Origin of the sequence: Solibacillus sp. NPDC093137 (assembly GCF_050280445.1) — a bacterium.
GTDB lineage: Bacteria > Bacillota > Bacilli > Bacillales_A > Planococcaceae > Solibacillus > Solibacillus isronensis_B.
Map to the genome: position 1 here is coordinate 1,886,714 of NZ_JBNNVH010000001.1, position 16,556 is coordinate 1,903,269.

A 16,556-nucleotide genomic window follows, 5' to 3' on the forward strand; every position below is an offset into this window, starting at 1 on the left:
TTTAGTTAGCCTCCCATAAGTTACAAACTTCTTGATACGCTTTTACCGGGTTGACAGCACCAGTAATGGCACGACCTACAACAATTAGTGATGAACCGTCCTTTTTAGCTCCATCCGGTGTTGCAATACGCTGTTGATCATGTGCTTCCCCACCAAGCATACGAATCCCCGGTGTCACCCGTAAAAAGTCATCACCGCATGCTTCACGGATTGCCTGTGCCTCATGAACAGAACAGACTACACCTTGAAGACCAGCTTGTTTTGTCAGCTGCGCATATTGTAAAACGGATTCATTTAAAGATAAGGCAATTTTTTGCTCATCTTGCATTTGCTGTTCTGTCGTAGACGTCAGTTGTGTAACGGCAATTAATGCTGCTCTTTTAGCCCCGGCTGGTGTACCGGCCTCCAAACCTTCTAATGCACCTTCCATCATCGTACGGCCACCTGCTGCATGGACATTCACTAAATCCACACCAAGCCCCGCTAAGCCCTTCATCGCGGATTTCACAGTGTTCGGGATGTCATGAAGTTTTAAATCTAAAAATATATCATGCCCTTGTTCTTTTACTTTCCTTACAATATTAGGACCTTCCTGCATATACAGTTCCATTCCAATTTTAACGAAAAGTTTCGCTTCGAATTGTGCTAAAAAACTCATAACGTCTTTTTCACCGGGAAAATCTAAAGCAATAATAGGTTTTGTATTCATATTAACGGTGGCTCCTTCCGATAATTCCTGAAATATGGTCGACATTTAATGTGTCCAGCAAGTCCGGTAATTCTTCAATGATTGTCGGGCATACGAAATGATCAACAAAGTTTGCTGTCCCGACTGCTACAGCTGATGCACCAGCGGACATAAAGTCTATTACATCCTGTGCACAAGTTACCCCGCCCATGCCGATTATCGGAATGTTTACTGCTTTATAAACGTCATACACCATACGTATCGCTACCGGTTTAATGGCTGGACCTGATAAGCCACCTGTCCCGTTTGCAATGACAGGTTTCCCTGTACGCTCGTCCAAACGCATTCCCACAAGTGTGTTAATCATCGTTATACCGTCCGCACCACCTGCTTCAACCGCTTTGGCAATGTCTACGATATTTGTCACGTTCGGAGATAGTTTTACATATACAGGTACACTTGAAACCGCCTTTACAGCAGCAGTTAACTGTCTGGCTGTTTCCGGATCCGTCCCGAACTGTATGCCGCCGCATTTTACATTCGGACAAGAAATATTCAATTCTAACGCTTTTACGTTAGATGCCTTTGAAATACGCTCTGCTACTTCCACATAATCCGCAACTTCTGTTCCGGCAACATTGGCAATAACCGGGACATCATAGCTTTCCAAAAACTTCAGCTCTTCTGCCATTACCTTTTCAATCCCTGGATTTTGCAGACCGATTGCATTAAGCATACCAGCTGATGTTTCGGCTACACGCGGTGTCGGATTTCCTTTACGCGTTTCCACTGTTGTTGCTTTAATCATGATGGCACCAAGCTTTGACAAGTTATAAAGCTGGGCATATTCGCGCCCAAAGCCAAAGCAGCCTGACGCAGGCATAATTGGATTTTTTAAGTCCAAACCTGGCAATTGTAAGTTTAAACGGCTCATAATGCGACAACTCCTTTCGGGAATACTGGCCCATCCGAGCACACTTTTACATAATCTTTTCCGTAACCTTCAGTCGTATCGCATACACATGCAAAGCACGCACCGATACCGCAGCCCATCCGTTCCTCAAAGGATAGGTACCCCTCTTTTTCAGGGTAATAGCCTTCTAAAGCACGCAGCATCGGCAATGGACCACATGAATAAAACAGATCGAACTCAGGTTTTACTTCATCAAATACCGTTGTAACAAACCCTTTAGTTCCCTTCGTTCCGTCTACTGTTGCATAGTACGAATCGCCTAAAGCGTTGAACTGTTCCTCGTAGAAGCATACATCCTCTGATTGGAAGCCTAGTACATGGATCGTTTTCACGCCGCGCGCATTCAGTTGTTTTGCTAATTCATGGAGCGGCGGGACACCTATTCCCCCACCTACTAAAAGCGCTGTCTGGCCGGGTTTTGCCGCTTCAACAGGAAACCCGTTCCCTAACGGACCTAATACATCCACGATTTCATTTTCACGGTTTGTTGCCAGAAATTTTGTGCCGCGACCTTCAGCACGGTAAATCATCGTGAATTCATTTTTTTCTTTATCTACATTGGCAATACTGATTGGTCGACGCAACAAGGGCTCGAATGTATTTGACACCTTTACATGAACAAACTGGCCAGGCGACATGTCCTGAACCAGTTGTCCTTGTAGTGTCAATTCGAAAATGTTCGTCGCAATTTGCTTTTGTGCTACAACTGTCATTTTCTCTTGACGAATCATTTTAGTGTACTACCTCCGCTTTCGGCATTTCTTCTGCTGTAAATGTCATTGATTCAATTACGCGCAGCATTGCTTCTGCCGTGTCTAATGAAGTCAGACATGGTACGCCGTTTTCTACCGATTCACGGCGAATACGGAAGCCATCACGTGCCGGCTGTTTCCCTTTTGTTAATGTATTGACTACTAATTGGGCTTCACCGTTTTGAATCATATCAATCAATGTTTTGCCTTTACCGCCGATTTTTTCAACAACATCTGTTTTAATACCATTTGCTTCAAATGTTTTTGCTGTACCTTCTGTTGCTACGATGCGGTAGCCTACTGTTGAGAAGCGTTTCGCCAGGCTGATTGCTTCCTGTTTATCTTTATCAGATACAGTGAACAGGATGGTACCATGTGTTTTAATTTCCATGCCTGCTGCCACGAAGCCTTTATATAATGCTTTTTCATATGTTGCGTCTTTCCCCATTACTTCCCCTGTAGATTTCATTTCAGGTCCTAATGTAATGTCGACACGGCGTAACTTGGCGAATGAGAATACCGGTACTTTTACGAATACCCCTTGCTGTTCTTTTGCCAGTCCTGTTGGGTAGCCTTGTTCAATAATCGATTGACCAAGGATCGCTTTTGTTGCGATATTTGCCATTGGGATGTTTGTAATTTTACTTAAAAACGGTACAGTACGGCTTGAGCGGGGATTTACTTCGATTACATAAATTTCGCCTTTGCTCATTACATATTGGATATTCATTAAGCCGACAATACCAAGGCCTTTTGCCAGGCGAGTCGTATAGTCTACTAATGTTTCTTTCTGAGCATCTGTTAACTTTTGTGGTGGATATACACTGATTGAGTCACCTGAGTGCACACCTGCTCGTTCAACATGTTCCATAATCCCTGGAATTAATACATTCTCACCGTCGCAAATGGCATCGACTTCAATTTCCTGTCCCGTTAAGTAACGGTCTACTAATACAGGGTGATCCGGTGATGCTTCAACCGCGTTTGTCATATAGTGAGCAAGTTCTTCCATGTTATAGACGATTTCCATTGCACGGCCGCCTAGTACATATGATGGGCGAACTAATACAGGGAAACCTAAACCTTCCGCAATTTTCATCGCACCTTCAGCTGATGTTGCTGTATCGCCAGGAGGCTGCGGAATTTTCAGTTCTTGTAATGCCGCTTCAAATTTATTACGGTTTTCAGCACGGTCGATATCTTCAAGTGATGTCCCTAAAATTTTCACACCGTTTGCTTCAAGCTTATCCGCTAAATTGATTGCTGTTTGTCCGCCGAACTGTACAACTACACCGATTGGCTGCTCCAGATCGATAATATGCATCACATCTTCAATTGTTAATGGCTCGAAGTATAATTTATCCGAAATCGAGAAGTCAGTTGAAACCGTTTCTGGATTTGAGTTAATGATGATTGCTTCATAGCCTGCTTCCTGAATTGCCCATACAGAGTGAACTGTTGCATAGTCGAACTCAACCCCTTGACCGATACGGATCGGACCTGAGCCAAGTACTACTACAGAAGGTTTGTCAGTACGGATGGACTCATTTTCATCCTCATATGTGCCATAGAAGTATGGTGTATTCGATTCGAATTCTGCCGCACATGTATCAACCATTTTATATACTGGAATAATTCCATGCTCTTTACGGAAATCATAAACCGCTTGCTCTTCCATTCCCCAAAGCTGTGCAATTTTTTTATCCGCAAAGCCTAATCGTTTCGCTGTGCGTAAAATTTCCTGATTGCCAATGTTTTCTGCCAATGTTGTTTCCATATCTACAATTTTTTTCAGCTTCGTTAAGAAGAACATATCAATCGCAGACCATTCATGGATTTTTTCCACTGTCACACCACGGCGAATTGCTTCACCGATAAAGAATAGACGTTCATCCCCTGCTTTTTTAATACGCTTTTCAATCCATGCATCAGTTAAATCATCCGCATTTTTCATTTCAATATGCACATGGCCTGTTTCCAATGAACGAACAGCCTTTAAAATCGCTTCTTCAAATGTACGACCAAGTGCCATTACTTCCCCAGTCGCTTTCATTTGTGTACCAAGGTTACGTTTTGCTGATTCAAACTTATCAAATGGCCAACGTGGAATTTTTGCGACAATGTAGTCAAGTGCCGGTTCGAAGCAAGCGAATGTTGAACCTGTAACAGGATTTTTAATCTCATCCAATGTAAGTCCTACTGCGATTTTTGCTGCAAGCTTTGCAATCGGATAGCCTGTCGCTTTTGATGCTAATGCAGATGAACGCGATACACGCGGGTTTACTTCGATTACATAGTACTGGAATGAGTAAGGATCCAATGCCAGCTGAACGTTACAGCCACCTTCGATTTTTAATGCGCGAATAATATCGAGTGAAATGTTTCGCAGCATTTGGTTTTCACGATCCGATAATGTTTGTGTTGGTGCAACAACAATCGAGTCACCTGTATGGATACCGACCGGGTCAAAGTTTTCCATATTACATACAACGATTGCATTATCCGCCGCATCACGCATTACTTCGTATTCAATCTCTTTAAAGCCTGCGATTGATTTTTCCAGTAAACATTGTGTTACAGGAGAATATTTTAAACCAGACGTTACAATTTCCTGTAAGTCCTGATCGTTATAGCAAATTCCGCCGCCTGTTCCGCCAAGTGTAAATGCCGGACGGACAATTACCGGATAACCAATTTTTGCAACGAATGCTTTTGCTTCTTCCATGTTATGAATAATATCTGACTCTGGAACCGGTGCACCAAGTTCATACATTAAGTTACGGAACAAGTCACGGTCCTCCGCTTTATGAATCGCATCCAGTTTCGTACCTAGAATTTCAATTCCTAGTTCATCTAAAATGCCGGATTCATCAAGCTCGATTGCCATATTTAATCCTGTTTGACCACCTAATGTAGATAGAATGGCATCCGGACGCTCTTTACGTAAAATACGCGATACAAATTCAAGGCTGATTGGCTCGATGTATACTTTGTCTGCGATTTCAGTATCTGTCATAATTGTCGCCGGGTTCGAGTTAATTAAAATTACTTTATAGCCCTCTTCTTTTAATGAAAGACATGCTTGTGTCCCTGCATAGTCAAATTCCGCTGCTTGACCGATTACGATCGGACCTGAGCCGATTACTAAAATTGTATTTATATCTGTACGTTTAGGCATATTGGTTCTCCTTTGCTGCTTCAATTTCCATCATTTCGATAAATTCGTCAAATAGGTAGTTTGAATCTTCAGGACCTGGTGATGCTTCCGGGTGATACTGCACAGTGAAAATCGGATATTTCTTATGGCGTACCCCTTCACAAGTCCCATCATTTAAAGCGACATGCGTTAACTCTAGATCAGTATCTTTTAATGACTCGATATCAATTGCATAGCCATGGTTTTGGCTCGTTAAATCCGTGCGACCAGTACGCAGATTTTTTACCGGGTGATTTCCGCCTCGGTGACCGAATGGCAATTTAAATGATTTCGCGCCACAAGCTAGTGAAAACAGCTGGTGCCCTAGACAAATACCGAAGATTGGCACTTTTCCGATTAGTCCTTTAATTGTTTCGATTCCTTCTGTTACATCTTCCGGGTTCCCTGGACCATTTGAAAGCATGATGCCATCCGGATGCATTGCTAAAATTTGTTCGGCAGTCGTATTGTAAGGTACGACCAGTACATCACAGTCACGCTTGTTCAGTTCGCGTAAAATTCCGTGCTTCATTCCAAAGTCGATCAGTACAACACGTTTTCCACGTCCTGGAGACGGGTATGCCGCTTTTGGCGATACTTCGCGGACATGGTGTGTAATATACGGTGTTTCCTGTAATTGAGCTACGATCTGTGCGATATCTACTTCGGCATCTGCTTCAGTTAAAATCGCTCGTACAGCTCCTTTTGTACGAATAATGCGCGTTAATTTTCTTGTATCGATTCCTTCTATGCCAGGAATATCTTGCGCTGCCAAGTAATCCCCCAATGACATGTCCGAGCGCCAGTTTGATGGCTGCTCTGCCAATTCACGCACTACAAAACCGCGGATTGCAGGAGTAATTGCTTCAAAGTCATCACGGTTAATGCCGTAATTTCCGACTAACGGGTATGTTAATGTAACAATTTGCCCGTAAAATGATGGGTCTGAAATAGTTTCCTGGTAGCCTGTCATCCCTGTAGTAAATACAACTTCTCCTTGACTTGCTTTATCACTTCCAAATGCAGTACCTGTAAATACAGTGCCATCTTCTAAAATTAGTAAACGCTTCTTCATTATTCTGCCTCCTGATATACAATATTGCCTTCAAACATCGTTACTACCGGCCACCCTTTTGCTGTCCATCCGTTAAATGGTGTATTGCGTCCTTTAGAAACAAACCCTTCTGCATCGATTGCCTGTTCCTTATCCAAATCGATTAGTACAAGATCCGCTGAAGCGCCTACTTCCAATGTTCCGTATGGAAGATCGAAAATTTGGGCTGCTTTTACACTCATCCAGTCGACTAATTGCTTTAATGTCCATTTCCCTGTCGCTACAAAATTTGTATACAATAATGGGAATGCTGTCTCAAAACCAACAATACCAAATGGTGCCCCAACCATACCGCAGCATTTTTCCTCTTCTGTGTGCGGTGCATGATCTGTCGCGATACAGTCAATCGTACCGTCCAGCAGTGCTGCATGCAGTGAGTCTTTATCGTCTGCAGCTCGTAATGGCGGGTTCATCTTCCAGTTCGCATCATCTGATGGAATGTCCATTTCTTCTAATAATAAGTGGTGTGGACAAACTTCCGCAGTCACTTTAATTCCTGCTGCTTTTGCATCTCTTACAGCACGTACGGATTCTTTCGTCGATACGTGGCATACATGGTAACGTGCACCAGCCGCTTCAGCCAGCAGTACATCTCGTGCAATTTGTACTGACTCGCAAATAGAAGGAATCCCTGGTAATCCAAGTTCTTTATTGCGTTTTCCTTCATGCATAACCCCATCGTAAATAAGTGAATTATCTTCACAGTGTGCAACAACAACCGCATCGATTTTTGCTGCCTGCTGCATTTGCTCATACATAGTCGACGCTAGCTGGATACCGATTCCGTCATCCGAGAAAGCGACTGCACCTTGTTCTTTTAACTCTTGCATATTCGTGCGTACTTCACCTGAAATGTCTTTTGTTAATGAACCATATGGTAATACTCGAATTACTGCACTTTCTTTGATCAATCCATTAATGAGCTGCATGTTTTCTACCGAATCCGGTACCGGCTTCGTATTTGGCATCGCACAAATTGTTGTAAAACCGCCTTTTGCTGCAGATGCCGAGCCTGTTGCAATTGTTTCTTTATGTTCAAAGCCAGGCTCACGTAAATGTGTATGTACATCGACAAAACCTGGTGATGCGAAATGGCCTTTACCATCAATCAGCTTAGCGCCAGCTGGAATGTCTCCATTAATCGAAGCGATTTTGCCGTTTTCTATTACAATAGTAGATACTACTAATTCGCCTTCCTCATTGAGTAGCTTCACATTTTGTATAACTGTAGTCATATTGATCTCTTCCTTTCAAAATCGTTTCTAAAATGGCCATTCGTGTAAATACACCGTTTCGCACTTGTTCAAAAATGCGGGAACGACTGCATTCAACAAGGGCATCCGCAATTTCCACATCGCGGTTTACCGGTGCCGGGTGCATAATGATAGCCCGCTCTTTCATTCGCTGTTCACGTTCAATTGTTAAGCCATACTCTGCATGGTAGCTTTCTTTCGAAAAGTTTTTACTTACGGAGTGACGTTCATGCTGGATACGCAGCAGCATGATGACATCGCTGTCTTCCAGTACTTCATCCCAGCTATGTGCCGCTTCGAAATTGCCTGCCCATGCTGGCGGACAAAGGAATCGAACATTTGCCCCTAAACGAGTAAGTGCAGTCGCATTTGATTTTGCAACACGACTATGTGAAATATCACCGACAATTGTAATATTCAGATCTTCGAATCGCCCGAATTCTTTTTGAATCGTATATAAATCCAGCAGTGACTGGGAAGGATGCTGGCCTGCGCCGTCTCCTGCATTGATCACCGCACACCCGATACCTTCTAAAAGTTCGTTGTAATATTCATCTTCCTTATCCCGAATAACGACTGCATCGATTCCGATCATTTCCAGTGTTTTGACTGTATCGTACAGCGTTTCTCCCTTTGTTGTGCTCGAGAACTCCGCATCAAACGGAATAACTGTACATCCTAGTCGACGCTCTGCCATTTCAAAGCTCGTTTTTGTACGTGTACTTGGCTCAAAGAAAAGGTTTGCTACATGAAATTCACGTTGTAACACAGGTTTTTCTCCATCTTCGAAATGCTGTGCTCGATTTAAAATCATCATTATTTCTTCATTTGACAAATGTTCCATCGATAATAAGTTTTTCATGTGAGTACCTCCGCTTATATCAATTACGCCCCGGCGCAAATGCTAGCTTGATATTATTTTATTACATTATGAATATTTAATCTACTTTTTGTTTAAATATACAATATCTCGTCATAAATAAGCCTCGCTATCATCATTAGCGAGGCTTGGAGGGTGTGACAAGGTAAGGCATCATCCTGTTGATGAACCTTTCATGCATGTCATACCCTTCCTTGCCTCTCTGGACAATCTTTAAAAGGTATATTATTTTAGTCTTCTGTTTCGTAAATATCTTTTTCTGTAACTTCACGACCTGGCAATACAAGGTTCAAGATGACACCGATGATTGATGCTAATGCCATTCCTTCAATCGCAAAGGTTTCTGTAAAGCGCATTGCTGCCCCGCCAATTCCGACTACCAATATTACTGATGCAATGACCATATTTCGGTTATTTCCGAAGTCTACTTTGCTTTCCACTAACATACGTAAACCACTTGCTGCAATAATCCCGAATAACAGGATTGATATACCGCCAAGTACTGCTGTCGGGATTGTTTCAATCAGTGCCATCAGCTGACCTGAGAACGATACGACGATGGCAACAACCGCTGCCCCTAAAATGACATACACTGAATATACACGTGTGATGGCTAGAACCCCGATATTTTCACCGTATGTTGTTTTTGGCGGACCACCGATCAGCGCTGAAGCAAATGTTCCAAGACCGTCACCTAACAGGGAACGATGTAAGCCCGGGTCCTTAATATAGTTGCGGTTTACAACTTTCCCCAATACTAGCTGGTGACCGATATGTTCTGAAATCGTTACAATGACAATCGGCACCATCCCGATAAAAATTGCTCCTGTAAGTTGGAACTCGTAGTTTACACCAGGGATTAAAAAGTCCGGCAATGCGAAGAACTTCGCATTGTGTACTGCCGTGAAGTCAACGATTCCAATAATGACTGAATATACATAGCCGACTACAATTCCCATTAAAATCGGCATTGCGCTTAAAATATTTTTAAAGAATACGTTGAAAATAATCGCCGTAGCTAATGTTACTAATGCTGCCGAGAAGTGAAGCCCGCTATATTCGCCGTCCACATTCATCGCCATATCTACTGCCGTGCCTGATAATCCTAATCCGATTACGATGATTACCGGTGCAACGACGATCGGCGGCAAAATGTTCATCAGCCATTTATAGCCCGTTTTCCAGATTAATAATGCTACGATTGCATAAACAACCCCGACCATCATTGCCCCGATCATTGCATTTCCAGGGTTGATGGAAACATCTGCTTCTGTTAAGCCTGCCACTAATATAATCGGAGAGATAAAGGCAAATGATGAACCTAAGTAAGCCGGTACTTTAAACTGTGTGATGAGCAAAAAGATAATTGTCGCAATTCCGCTAGTTAAAAGCGCAATGGATGGGCTTAACCCGACTAATTTTGGTACTAAAATTGTTGATCCGAACATGGCAAACATGTGCTGGAAACTAAATGTAATCAGCTGCCCTACTGTAGGTTTTTCATGAATATCCAATACTGCTTTCGTCATGATGTTCTCTCCCTGTATTCACTTATTCCTCAAATTTATGAATTGTTACAATATCTTCTTTGTCTGTTTCTACTAGATTGACGACAATGCGTTCAACGCTTGATGTCGGGATATTTTTCCCTACATAATCAGCACGTATCGGCAATTCGCGATGGCCCCGGTCAACGAGAACCCCAAGCTGGATTTGTGCCGGTCTGCCTAAGTCCATAATGGCATCCAATGCTGCACGAACTGTTCTTCCTGTATAAAGAACATCATCGATCAGTACAACTTTCTGATCCTTTACTTGGTGCTCAATATCGACTTGCTTAACTTGTGCCTGATCGTGCTTAGGTGTTAAATCATCTCGGTACAATGTAATATCAAGCTCTCCTGTGCGAATCGCTTTTCCTTCAATCGATTCGATTCTTTCCGCAAGCCGTCTTGCCAAATAGGCACCGCGTGTTTTAATCCCGACTAAAATCACTTCATCAATGCCTTTGTTACGTTCAATAATTTCGTGTGCAATTCGTGTAATCGCACGGTTCATCGATGGTCCATCAAGTAATACTGTAAAGTTTTCCATGTTTTTTTCTCCTTTCGTTTTTTCCGTGTTCACAGGGTATGATCAATGTAAGTTTCAAACAAAAAACCCCCTAGAAAGTTCTAGAGGGTTTGAAAAGTCATGTTGAAAAACTGCACACGGGTATTTTTGCGCACAAAAATTCCGTTGCTTCACATTATCCCTTCTCAGCCTCTCTGGACTGCCATTAAAGGTGAACAATATTCAGATTGATTTGATTTGCCGTGACTACCTGCTTGCTCTCGTCAAGTTCTGTAGCTCACTGTTGTCAGTATAGGCTTGATTATTTTATAAGTCAATAATCTTTGTGAAGGTCAGACAACTGAAAATTAATGTTTGAGGAGTTTGAATTTATTACGAGGTGAGGATTTTCTACTAAGTGTGGTGAATGTTCTAATATAATTTGAAATCTTCTAATAAAAATCCGATCTTCTAATATAATGGCGAATTGTTCAAATAAGTGTTCTAAATTTTCTATTAAAGCTTTTCAATGTGCTAATATTTCCAAAGCTTTTTTCTAATATCCGTAGATATATTCTAATAAATTCAGTTTAGGCTACCTGAATGCTTCTACATACAGATAATAGCATCTCAAATCGACCCCCGTGCCTCCCGTTTTCTAATAAAAGCTCTACATCTTCTAATATCGCCGCAGTAAGTTCTAATATCTGTTTCAAAAATTCTAATAAAAGCCGGGGCAATGCTTCCCAACCTAAAAAAACAGCCTCCCCCAAAAAAGGAGACGGCTGTTCGCGATTACCCGCGTAATTCTTCTAATAATTGTTTGAAATCTTCCGGTAGTGGTGATTCAAACTCTAAATATTCTTTCGTTACAGGGTGGATAAATCCTAATACACCTGCATGTAATACTTGGCCGCCGAAATCGATAGTTTTTCTTGGACCGTATTTTGGATCGCCTGCTAACGGGAAGCCGATGTAATTCATATGCACACGGATTTGGTGAGTACGTCCTGTTTCAAGACGGCACTCCACTAAAGTAAACTCACCGAAACGCTCGATTACTTGGAAATGTGTAACCGCATGCTTGCCCTTATCGACAACTGCCTGCTTTTGACGGTCTTTTTGGTCACGGCCGATTGGTGCATCAATTGTTCCTTTTTCATGCGCAATATGACCATGTACTAAAGCCGTATATTTACGTGTTACCGACTTCTCAACAAGCTGATTAACAAGACTTTCATGAGCAACATCATTTTTTGCAACCATTAATAAACCGGACGTATCCTTATCAATACGGTGTACAATACCTGGACGTGCTACACCGTTGATGCCTGATAAGTCTTTACAATGATGCATTAAACCATTTACTAATGTGCCTGAAGTATGGCCTGGTGCCGGGTGAACTACCATTCCACGCGGTTTATTCACAACTAATACGTCGGCATCTTCGTAAACGATTTCCAAATTTAAATCTTCTGGAATGATTTCCAAATCTTCTACTTCCGGAATCGTTACTTCAATAACGTCCCCTTGCTTTACTTTATATTTTGGTTTTACGGTTGCACCGTTTACTAAAATACGTTCTGCATCCAGCCAGTTACTAATTTGCGAACGTGACCAAGATTCTTCCATTTGTGAAAGCGCCTTATCGATACGTTCCCCTGCAAATTCTTCTATTGTTAATGTGACTACTGTCATTATTTCACCTTTTTCTTATCCTTTTTTTCTTCTAGTATGATCGTAATGAAAAGCATTACAACAGCAATTGTTAAAGCTGCGTCTGCGATATTGAAGATTGGGAAATGATAATTGATTACCGGTATAAAAACATCGACAAAATCAACTACTTCTCCTCGGAATAAACGGTCAATAAAGTTACCGACCGCACCACCTAATAACAACATTAAACTTACATGAAATAGTGGCTTACCCTTTGCTTCTGTATGATTAAAATAAATAATTGCGATAATGACAGCAACTGTTACGAGTGAGAACAACCACATTTGTCCTTCCAACATGCCCCATGCCGCACCACGATTACGATGCGATAAGATGCCAAACCAAGGATCCCACACACTGATGCGTTCCCCTAATTCCATATTTTTAACAATGAGCCACTTTGTCCATTGATCCAAAATGACTGCAATTATTGCGATTCCGTAATATTTATACACAGCAAATCCTCCGTTTACGATATATCTATCTATTTTAACATAATTGTAAGGGGTAACGGTATCATTTCATCATTCTCAATTTATAGATACCTCATTCATTTACAATCGATTATTCTTTATTGCCTCAATTAAATGAGATACCTGAATGATATAAGTAATCATATCGTTTGCATTATAGGATTTTTGCTCTGAAAAACCATATAATTGTTCAATTTGATGCATGGATAGCTGTGAGGATTGGACGATTTGCTCTAATAATTGTTGAAAGCTTACTACTTGCTGTAATGTTTGTTCTGTTGCCTGCTGGATGGCTGCCATATTTTCAGCCAGTTCCCGCTCGGAATGTTCAATCTTTCCAAAATACTGTTTTGTTACGGATGACATTCGCTGTGTTTCATGTACCGTTTGCTGTTCGTTTACTACATTTACGGCAATACGATTCATATGCTGTACGATTTCCGTTACTTTTCCGTTCACTTGATTTAAAGCATTTTTACTTTGCTCGGCTAATTTACGGACCTCTGATGCTACTACTGCAAAGCCTTTTCCATGTTCGCCTGCACGTGCTGCTTCAATCGAGGCATTTAATGCAAGTAAATTGGTTTGATCTGCAATAGCACCAATCAGTTTAGCAAAATTCATAATCTCTTTTGTTTCGTCCTGAAGTGTACTGATTGAAGATCCTACCTGTTCAAAAATAGTGCGCACTTTGTCCATTTGCTCATAAAGTGCGTTCATTTGATGGCTGCCTTCTTGAATAAGTAAACGGTTGCTTACCACTTGAGATTCAACGGATGCAGTGATCTTTTGAATGGCCTTTGTTTCCTGAACAATTGCTTGCGCACCTTCATATGTCGTGTCTAACATTTGCTGGTCTTGTTGAATCGACTCCGAAATAGCTGTAACTTTTTCCAAAAACAGACTATCCCCTTCTGTATTTTTAGCATTGGCTTCATTTAATAACACAAGTAATTCTTCCACGCTATGAATAACTTGCTGCCGTTCTGTCTCTGTTAATGCGTCTAGTTCTTGCACTACCGTTTCCGCCATATTTTCCTTCATGAAAAACTTTTTTAACATAACGTTCCATTCACTCCGCTCGTAATTTACCAAAACCGATTAATAGCATCGTCTGATTTAATTGAGATTTATTTAATTGTTCTCCATAACTTGAGAAGCCACATAAATGAGGTAATTGCTTTAGTTGTTCATTTAGTTTCGGGAATAACTTCTCATCTTGAAACTGCAGTTTGCGTAATATACAATTGCATGTTAATACACCATTTAATTCCGTAAAATGTTCGGTGAATTGTCTAATAGTTTTCTCCATTTCCATAACCGCATCTTTTGGCTCCAGCACTTCCAAAATAGCCCCTTCATAAACTTGACAATAAAATTCCGTTGCCCCATTTGCTAATACTTTAAACGGAGAAGCATTATAGAAGTCCTGATTAAATTTTCGGCCGAGCGGATAGAGTGACCAGTGCTTTTCAAGCTCGGTTCGTTTAACCCCAATTGCATTTGCATAAACCTCTGCGGCAGGTCGGCCATCCATTTCATAAACAATGCGTTTTTCAGCATTAGCCTTTGTAATCTTCACTTTTTTCCCTGTACTTTTAAAAGTGTTTTCTTTATAAATATAAAAGTCAACATTAGGTTTAATAAAAATTACAGCGCCACCTATTGAAGAAGTCTCTCCATTTACACTAACATAGGTTTTCTCAAATTTGGCATCATCTCCAGCTGTACCTCCAAAAATTGGAAATCTATCCTCTGTAAATATGGAGTTGACGACGGATAGCATTTTTTCTTCGCCCGCCTGGAGACCTACCGGAAAAACAAATGCTAAGCCTTCCTTTTCCACTGCTTTTGCATTAACTTGGATTCCTACCTTTTTTGCGGCATGAACCAATTTTTGACGATCAAATATCGGGTACTTTACAATATCTGTCATCAATACAGCTTCGACCTTTCCAAATTCCTCAGCATAACTTTGGGCAGAAATGCTAAACTCACTGAATCCTTGTGGACCAATTTCACCGGTTGTTGTTACGCCTACAATTTGGGCATTTGGATACTGCTGCGAAAATAATTGCGATAATTGTTTAAAGTCGTATGCTGCACTGGCAAAATAGAGCAATAGTCGAGGCTCTTTATGTAAACAATTTGTTAGTTCTTCAACTGCTTTTTCTGGCTGTTTTGATTTTGCTAATCCCGTTCGGATAAAATCCATTTTCTCTCTTCTCCCTAATCACTATACTGAAATAACTCCTATCTTATATCGAATTATTATCATACTTTTGTACCTTTTTCTTAGATTTTATTTAAAAGATATGTTCAATGCATAAAAAAAGCCCACTTAACATTCTAAGTTAAGCAGGTGTACTTACTTTACTCCCCAAAAAATAATCGGATGGCTGCCATTGTCACCACACCGGCAATAACGGTTTTTGATAAACTTTTTGTGAGTAGAGCTACAAATAAGGTCGGAATAAACGCTATCACATTAAGCCATTGAACCGTAACGATTGCTTCTTCTTTCTCGAAGAAGCCTTCTATTACGAGGGCGGACAATATACAGACAGGTATGTAGGCAAGCCAGCGCAGCACGATTTTCAGCATCTTCATATTTTTCACTAATATAAACGGCAATATTCTAGGAATCCACGTTACTAGGGCGCAGCCTAAAATTAGTAATACCATCGCTACCGAGGTTGTCATTTTTCCAATGCCACCCCAATCGTTGCAACAATTACGGTTGATAACAGGACAGCTAAATGCCCGGGCATAAAGTAAAGCATCCCGTACATGCTGATAACCATAATGAGGATTAGTTTTATGTAATGCATTAATTTTTCTTTTGGAATGCTCGCAAGTGTCAGAACAAGCAGTGCGACAAACATTGCCACCAAAGCATAGTCCAATCCCCACTTTTCCGGGTCCGGCAGCCATTGCCCGATAACGCCGCCTATCGTACATGCAGCAATCCAAGTTGTATAGGCCGTTATGTTTAAGCCATCCATCCACTTCCCGCCAAGACGCCCTTCTTTTCCGGCACTAACGACAGAAACACCAAATGTTTCATCTGTCAGCAATGTCCCAAACCCGATATTACGCAGCATGGAATACTTTGTGAAATATGGGGCAATAGTCAAAGACATAAGCAAGTGCCGTAAATTGACGATAAAAATGGTAGCAATGACCGCCGTTACAGGGGCACCGGCTAAATACAGGCCACAAAAGATAAACTGGGCGGATCCTGCATATACAAGTACCGAAAGTAAAAATACTTCCAATACCGAAATTCCCGAAGCAATTCCCACAACACCAAATGCAAGACCGATACTAATATAGCCGAGCAATGTCGGCACACAGTCTTTTACCCCCTGCAGAAACGTATCAGGAGTTAATGGCTTCTGTTCGATTCGTTCCAAAATGTACAACTCCTAAATAATTTATTTTTTCAAAAAATAA

The 16,556-nt window shown here is 41.3% G+C and carries 15 protein-coding genes; all 15 read right to left on the minus strand.

The genetic code is table 11. From position 1 onward, the window contains the following. Window position 1 precedes the first annotated feature (1 nt). Window positions 2-709 carry an orotidine-5'-phosphate decarboxylase gene (gene pyrF / locus ACQKN3_RS09620; protein WP_427711017.1) on the minus strand — a complete coding sequence of 236 codons (708 nt, stop codon included), beginning with the start codon at window positions 707-709 and terminating at the stop codon, window positions 2-4. Between the two features lies 1 nt (window position 710). Further along, complete coding sequence (locus tag ACQKN3_RS09625) at window positions 711-1,622, minus strand: dihydroorotate dehydrogenase (protein ID WP_427711019.1); 912 nt, start codon at window positions 1,620-1,622, stop codon at window positions 711-713. Further along, window positions 1,619-2,392 carry a dihydroorotate dehydrogenase electron transfer subunit gene (locus ACQKN3_RS09630; protein ID WP_427711021.1) on the minus strand — a complete coding sequence of 258 codons (774 nt, stop codon included), beginning with the start codon at window positions 2,390-2,392 and terminating at the stop codon, window positions 1,619-1,621. The genes ACQKN3_RS09625 and ACQKN3_RS09630 overlap by 4 nt, the downstream gene beginning before the upstream one ends. A gap of 1 nt (window position 2,393) precedes the next feature. Beyond that, window positions 2,394-5,591, minus strand: a complete 3,198-nt coding sequence (gene carB, locus ACQKN3_RS09635) for a carbamoyl-phosphate synthase large subunit (RefSeq protein ID WP_427711023.1) — start codon at window positions 5,589-5,591, stop codon at window positions 2,394-2,396. Further along, complete coding sequence (locus ACQKN3_RS09640; RefSeq protein WP_427711025.1) at window positions 5,584-6,684, minus strand: carbamoyl phosphate synthase small subunit; 1,101 nt, start codon at window positions 6,682-6,684, stop codon at window positions 5,584-5,586. Before ACQKN3_RS09640 ends, carB begins: the two co-directional genes overlap by 8 nt. Continuing rightward, a complete protein-coding gene (locus tag ACQKN3_RS09645; RefSeq protein WP_079525066.1) occupies window positions 6,684-7,958 on the minus strand; it encodes a dihydroorotase in 1,275 nt (424 codons plus the stop codon). The genes ACQKN3_RS09640 and ACQKN3_RS09645 overlap by 1 nt, the downstream gene beginning before the upstream one ends. Next, window positions 7,921-8,838 carry an aspartate carbamoyltransferase catalytic subunit gene (locus tag ACQKN3_RS09650; RefSeq protein WP_079525064.1) on the minus strand — a complete coding sequence of 306 codons (918 nt, stop codon included), beginning with the start codon at window positions 8,836-8,838 and terminating at the stop codon, window positions 7,921-7,923. The genes ACQKN3_RS09645 and ACQKN3_RS09650 overlap by 38 nt, the downstream gene beginning before the upstream one ends. Before the next feature lie 248 nt (window positions 8,839-9,086). After that, window positions 9,087-10,385, minus strand: a complete 1,299-nt coding sequence (locus tag ACQKN3_RS09655; RefSeq protein ID WP_427711028.1) for a solute carrier family 23 protein — start codon at window positions 10,383-10,385, stop codon at window positions 9,087-9,089. A 22-nt stretch (window positions 10,386-10,407) separates the two neighbouring features. Further along, entirely contained in the window at window positions 10,408-10,950 is a 543-nt protein-coding gene (gene pyrR / locus ACQKN3_RS09660; protein ID WP_251689465.1) for a bifunctional pyr operon transcriptional regulator/uracil phosphoribosyltransferase PyrR, read from the minus strand. 753 nt (window positions 10,951-11,703) lie between these two features. Next, the gene (locus tag ACQKN3_RS09665; protein WP_251689467.1) at window positions 11,704-12,606 is read right to left on the minus strand and encodes an RluA family pseudouridine synthase; all 903 of its coding nucleotides are present in this window, start codon (window positions 12,604-12,606) and stop codon (window positions 11,704-11,706) included. Then, window positions 12,606-13,082 carry a signal peptidase II gene (gene lspA, locus ACQKN3_RS09670; protein WP_079525056.1) on the minus strand — a complete coding sequence of 159 codons (477 nt, stop codon included), beginning with the start codon at window positions 13,080-13,082 and terminating at the stop codon, window positions 12,606-12,608. The genes ACQKN3_RS09665 and lspA overlap by 1 nt, the downstream gene beginning before the upstream one ends. 99 nt (window positions 13,083-13,181) lie before the next feature. Beyond that, window positions 13,182-14,162, minus strand: a complete 981-nt coding sequence (locus tag ACQKN3_RS09675) for a methyl-accepting chemotaxis protein (protein WP_427711031.1) — start codon at window positions 14,160-14,162, stop codon at window positions 13,182-13,184. A gap of 10 nt (window positions 14,163-14,172) precedes the next feature. Then, on the minus strand, window positions 14,173-15,315 hold the full coding sequence (locus ACQKN3_RS09680) for an FIST signal transduction protein (protein WP_427711033.1): 1,143 nt from the start codon (window positions 15,313-15,315) through the stop codon (window positions 14,173-14,175). A gap of 158 nt (window positions 15,316-15,473) precedes the next feature. Further along, window positions 15,474-15,803: an AzlD domain-containing protein gene (locus ACQKN3_RS09685; protein ID WP_427711035.1), complete on the minus strand. Its 330-nt coding sequence runs from the start codon at window positions 15,801-15,803 to the stop codon at window positions 15,474-15,476. Beyond that, window positions 15,800-16,516 (minus strand): AzlC family ABC transporter permease, encoded by a 717-nt coding sequence (locus ACQKN3_RS09690; protein WP_251689472.1) that lies wholly within the window; start codon window positions 16,514-16,516, stop codon window positions 15,800-15,802. Before ACQKN3_RS09690 ends, ACQKN3_RS09685 begins: the two co-directional genes overlap by 4 nt. Between the last annotated feature and the right edge of the window lie 40 nt (window positions 16,517-16,556).

Coding starts and splice junctions, on each gene's coding strand:
- ACQKN3_RS09640 (WP_427711025.1), bottom strand. CDS start 6,684: ATGAAGAAGCGTTTACTAATTTTAGAAGATGGCACTGTATTTACAGGT.
- ACQKN3_RS09655 (WP_427711028.1), bottom strand. CDS start 10,385: ATGACGAAAGCAGTATTGGATATTCATGAAAAACCTACAGTAGGGCAG.
- pyrF (WP_427711017.1), bottom strand. CDS start 709: ATGAATACAAAACCTATTATTGCTTTAGATTTTCCCGGTGAAAAAGAC.
- ACQKN3_RS09625 (WP_427711019.1), bottom strand. CDS start 1,622: ATGAGCCGTTTAAACTTACAATTGCCAGGTTTGGACTTAAAAAATCCA.
- ACQKN3_RS09680 (WP_427711033.1), bottom strand. CDS start 15,315: ATGGATTTTATCCGAACGGGATTAGCAAAATCAAAACAGCCAGAAAAA.
- ACQKN3_RS09645 (WP_079525066.1), bottom strand. CDS start 7,958: ATGACTACAGTTATACAAAATGTGAAGCTACTCAATGAGGAAGGCGAA.
- ACQKN3_RS09665 (WP_251689467.1), bottom strand. CDS start 12,606: ATGACAGTAGTCACATTAACAATAGAAGAATTTGCAGGGGAACGTATC.
- ACQKN3_RS09650 (WP_079525064.1), bottom strand. CDS start 8,838: ATGAAAAACTTATTATCGATGGAACATTTGTCAAATGAAGAAATAATG.
- ACQKN3_RS09685 (WP_427711035.1), bottom strand. CDS start 15,803: ATGACAACCTCGGTAGCGATGGTATTACTAATTTTAGGCTGCGCCCTA.
- pyrR (WP_251689465.1), bottom strand. CDS start 10,950: ATGGAAAACTTTACAGTATTACTTGATGGACCATCGATGAACCGTGCG.
- carB (WP_427711023.1), bottom strand. CDS start 5,591: ATGCCTAAACGTACAGATATAAATACAATTTTAGTAATCGGCTCAGGT.
- ACQKN3_RS09630 (WP_427711021.1), bottom strand. CDS start 2,392: ATGATTCGTCAAGAGAAAATGACAGTTGTAGCACAAAAGCAAATTGCG.
- ACQKN3_RS09675 (WP_427711031.1), bottom strand. CDS start 14,162: ATGTTAAAAAAGTTTTTCATGAAGGAAAATATGGCGGAAACGGTAGTG.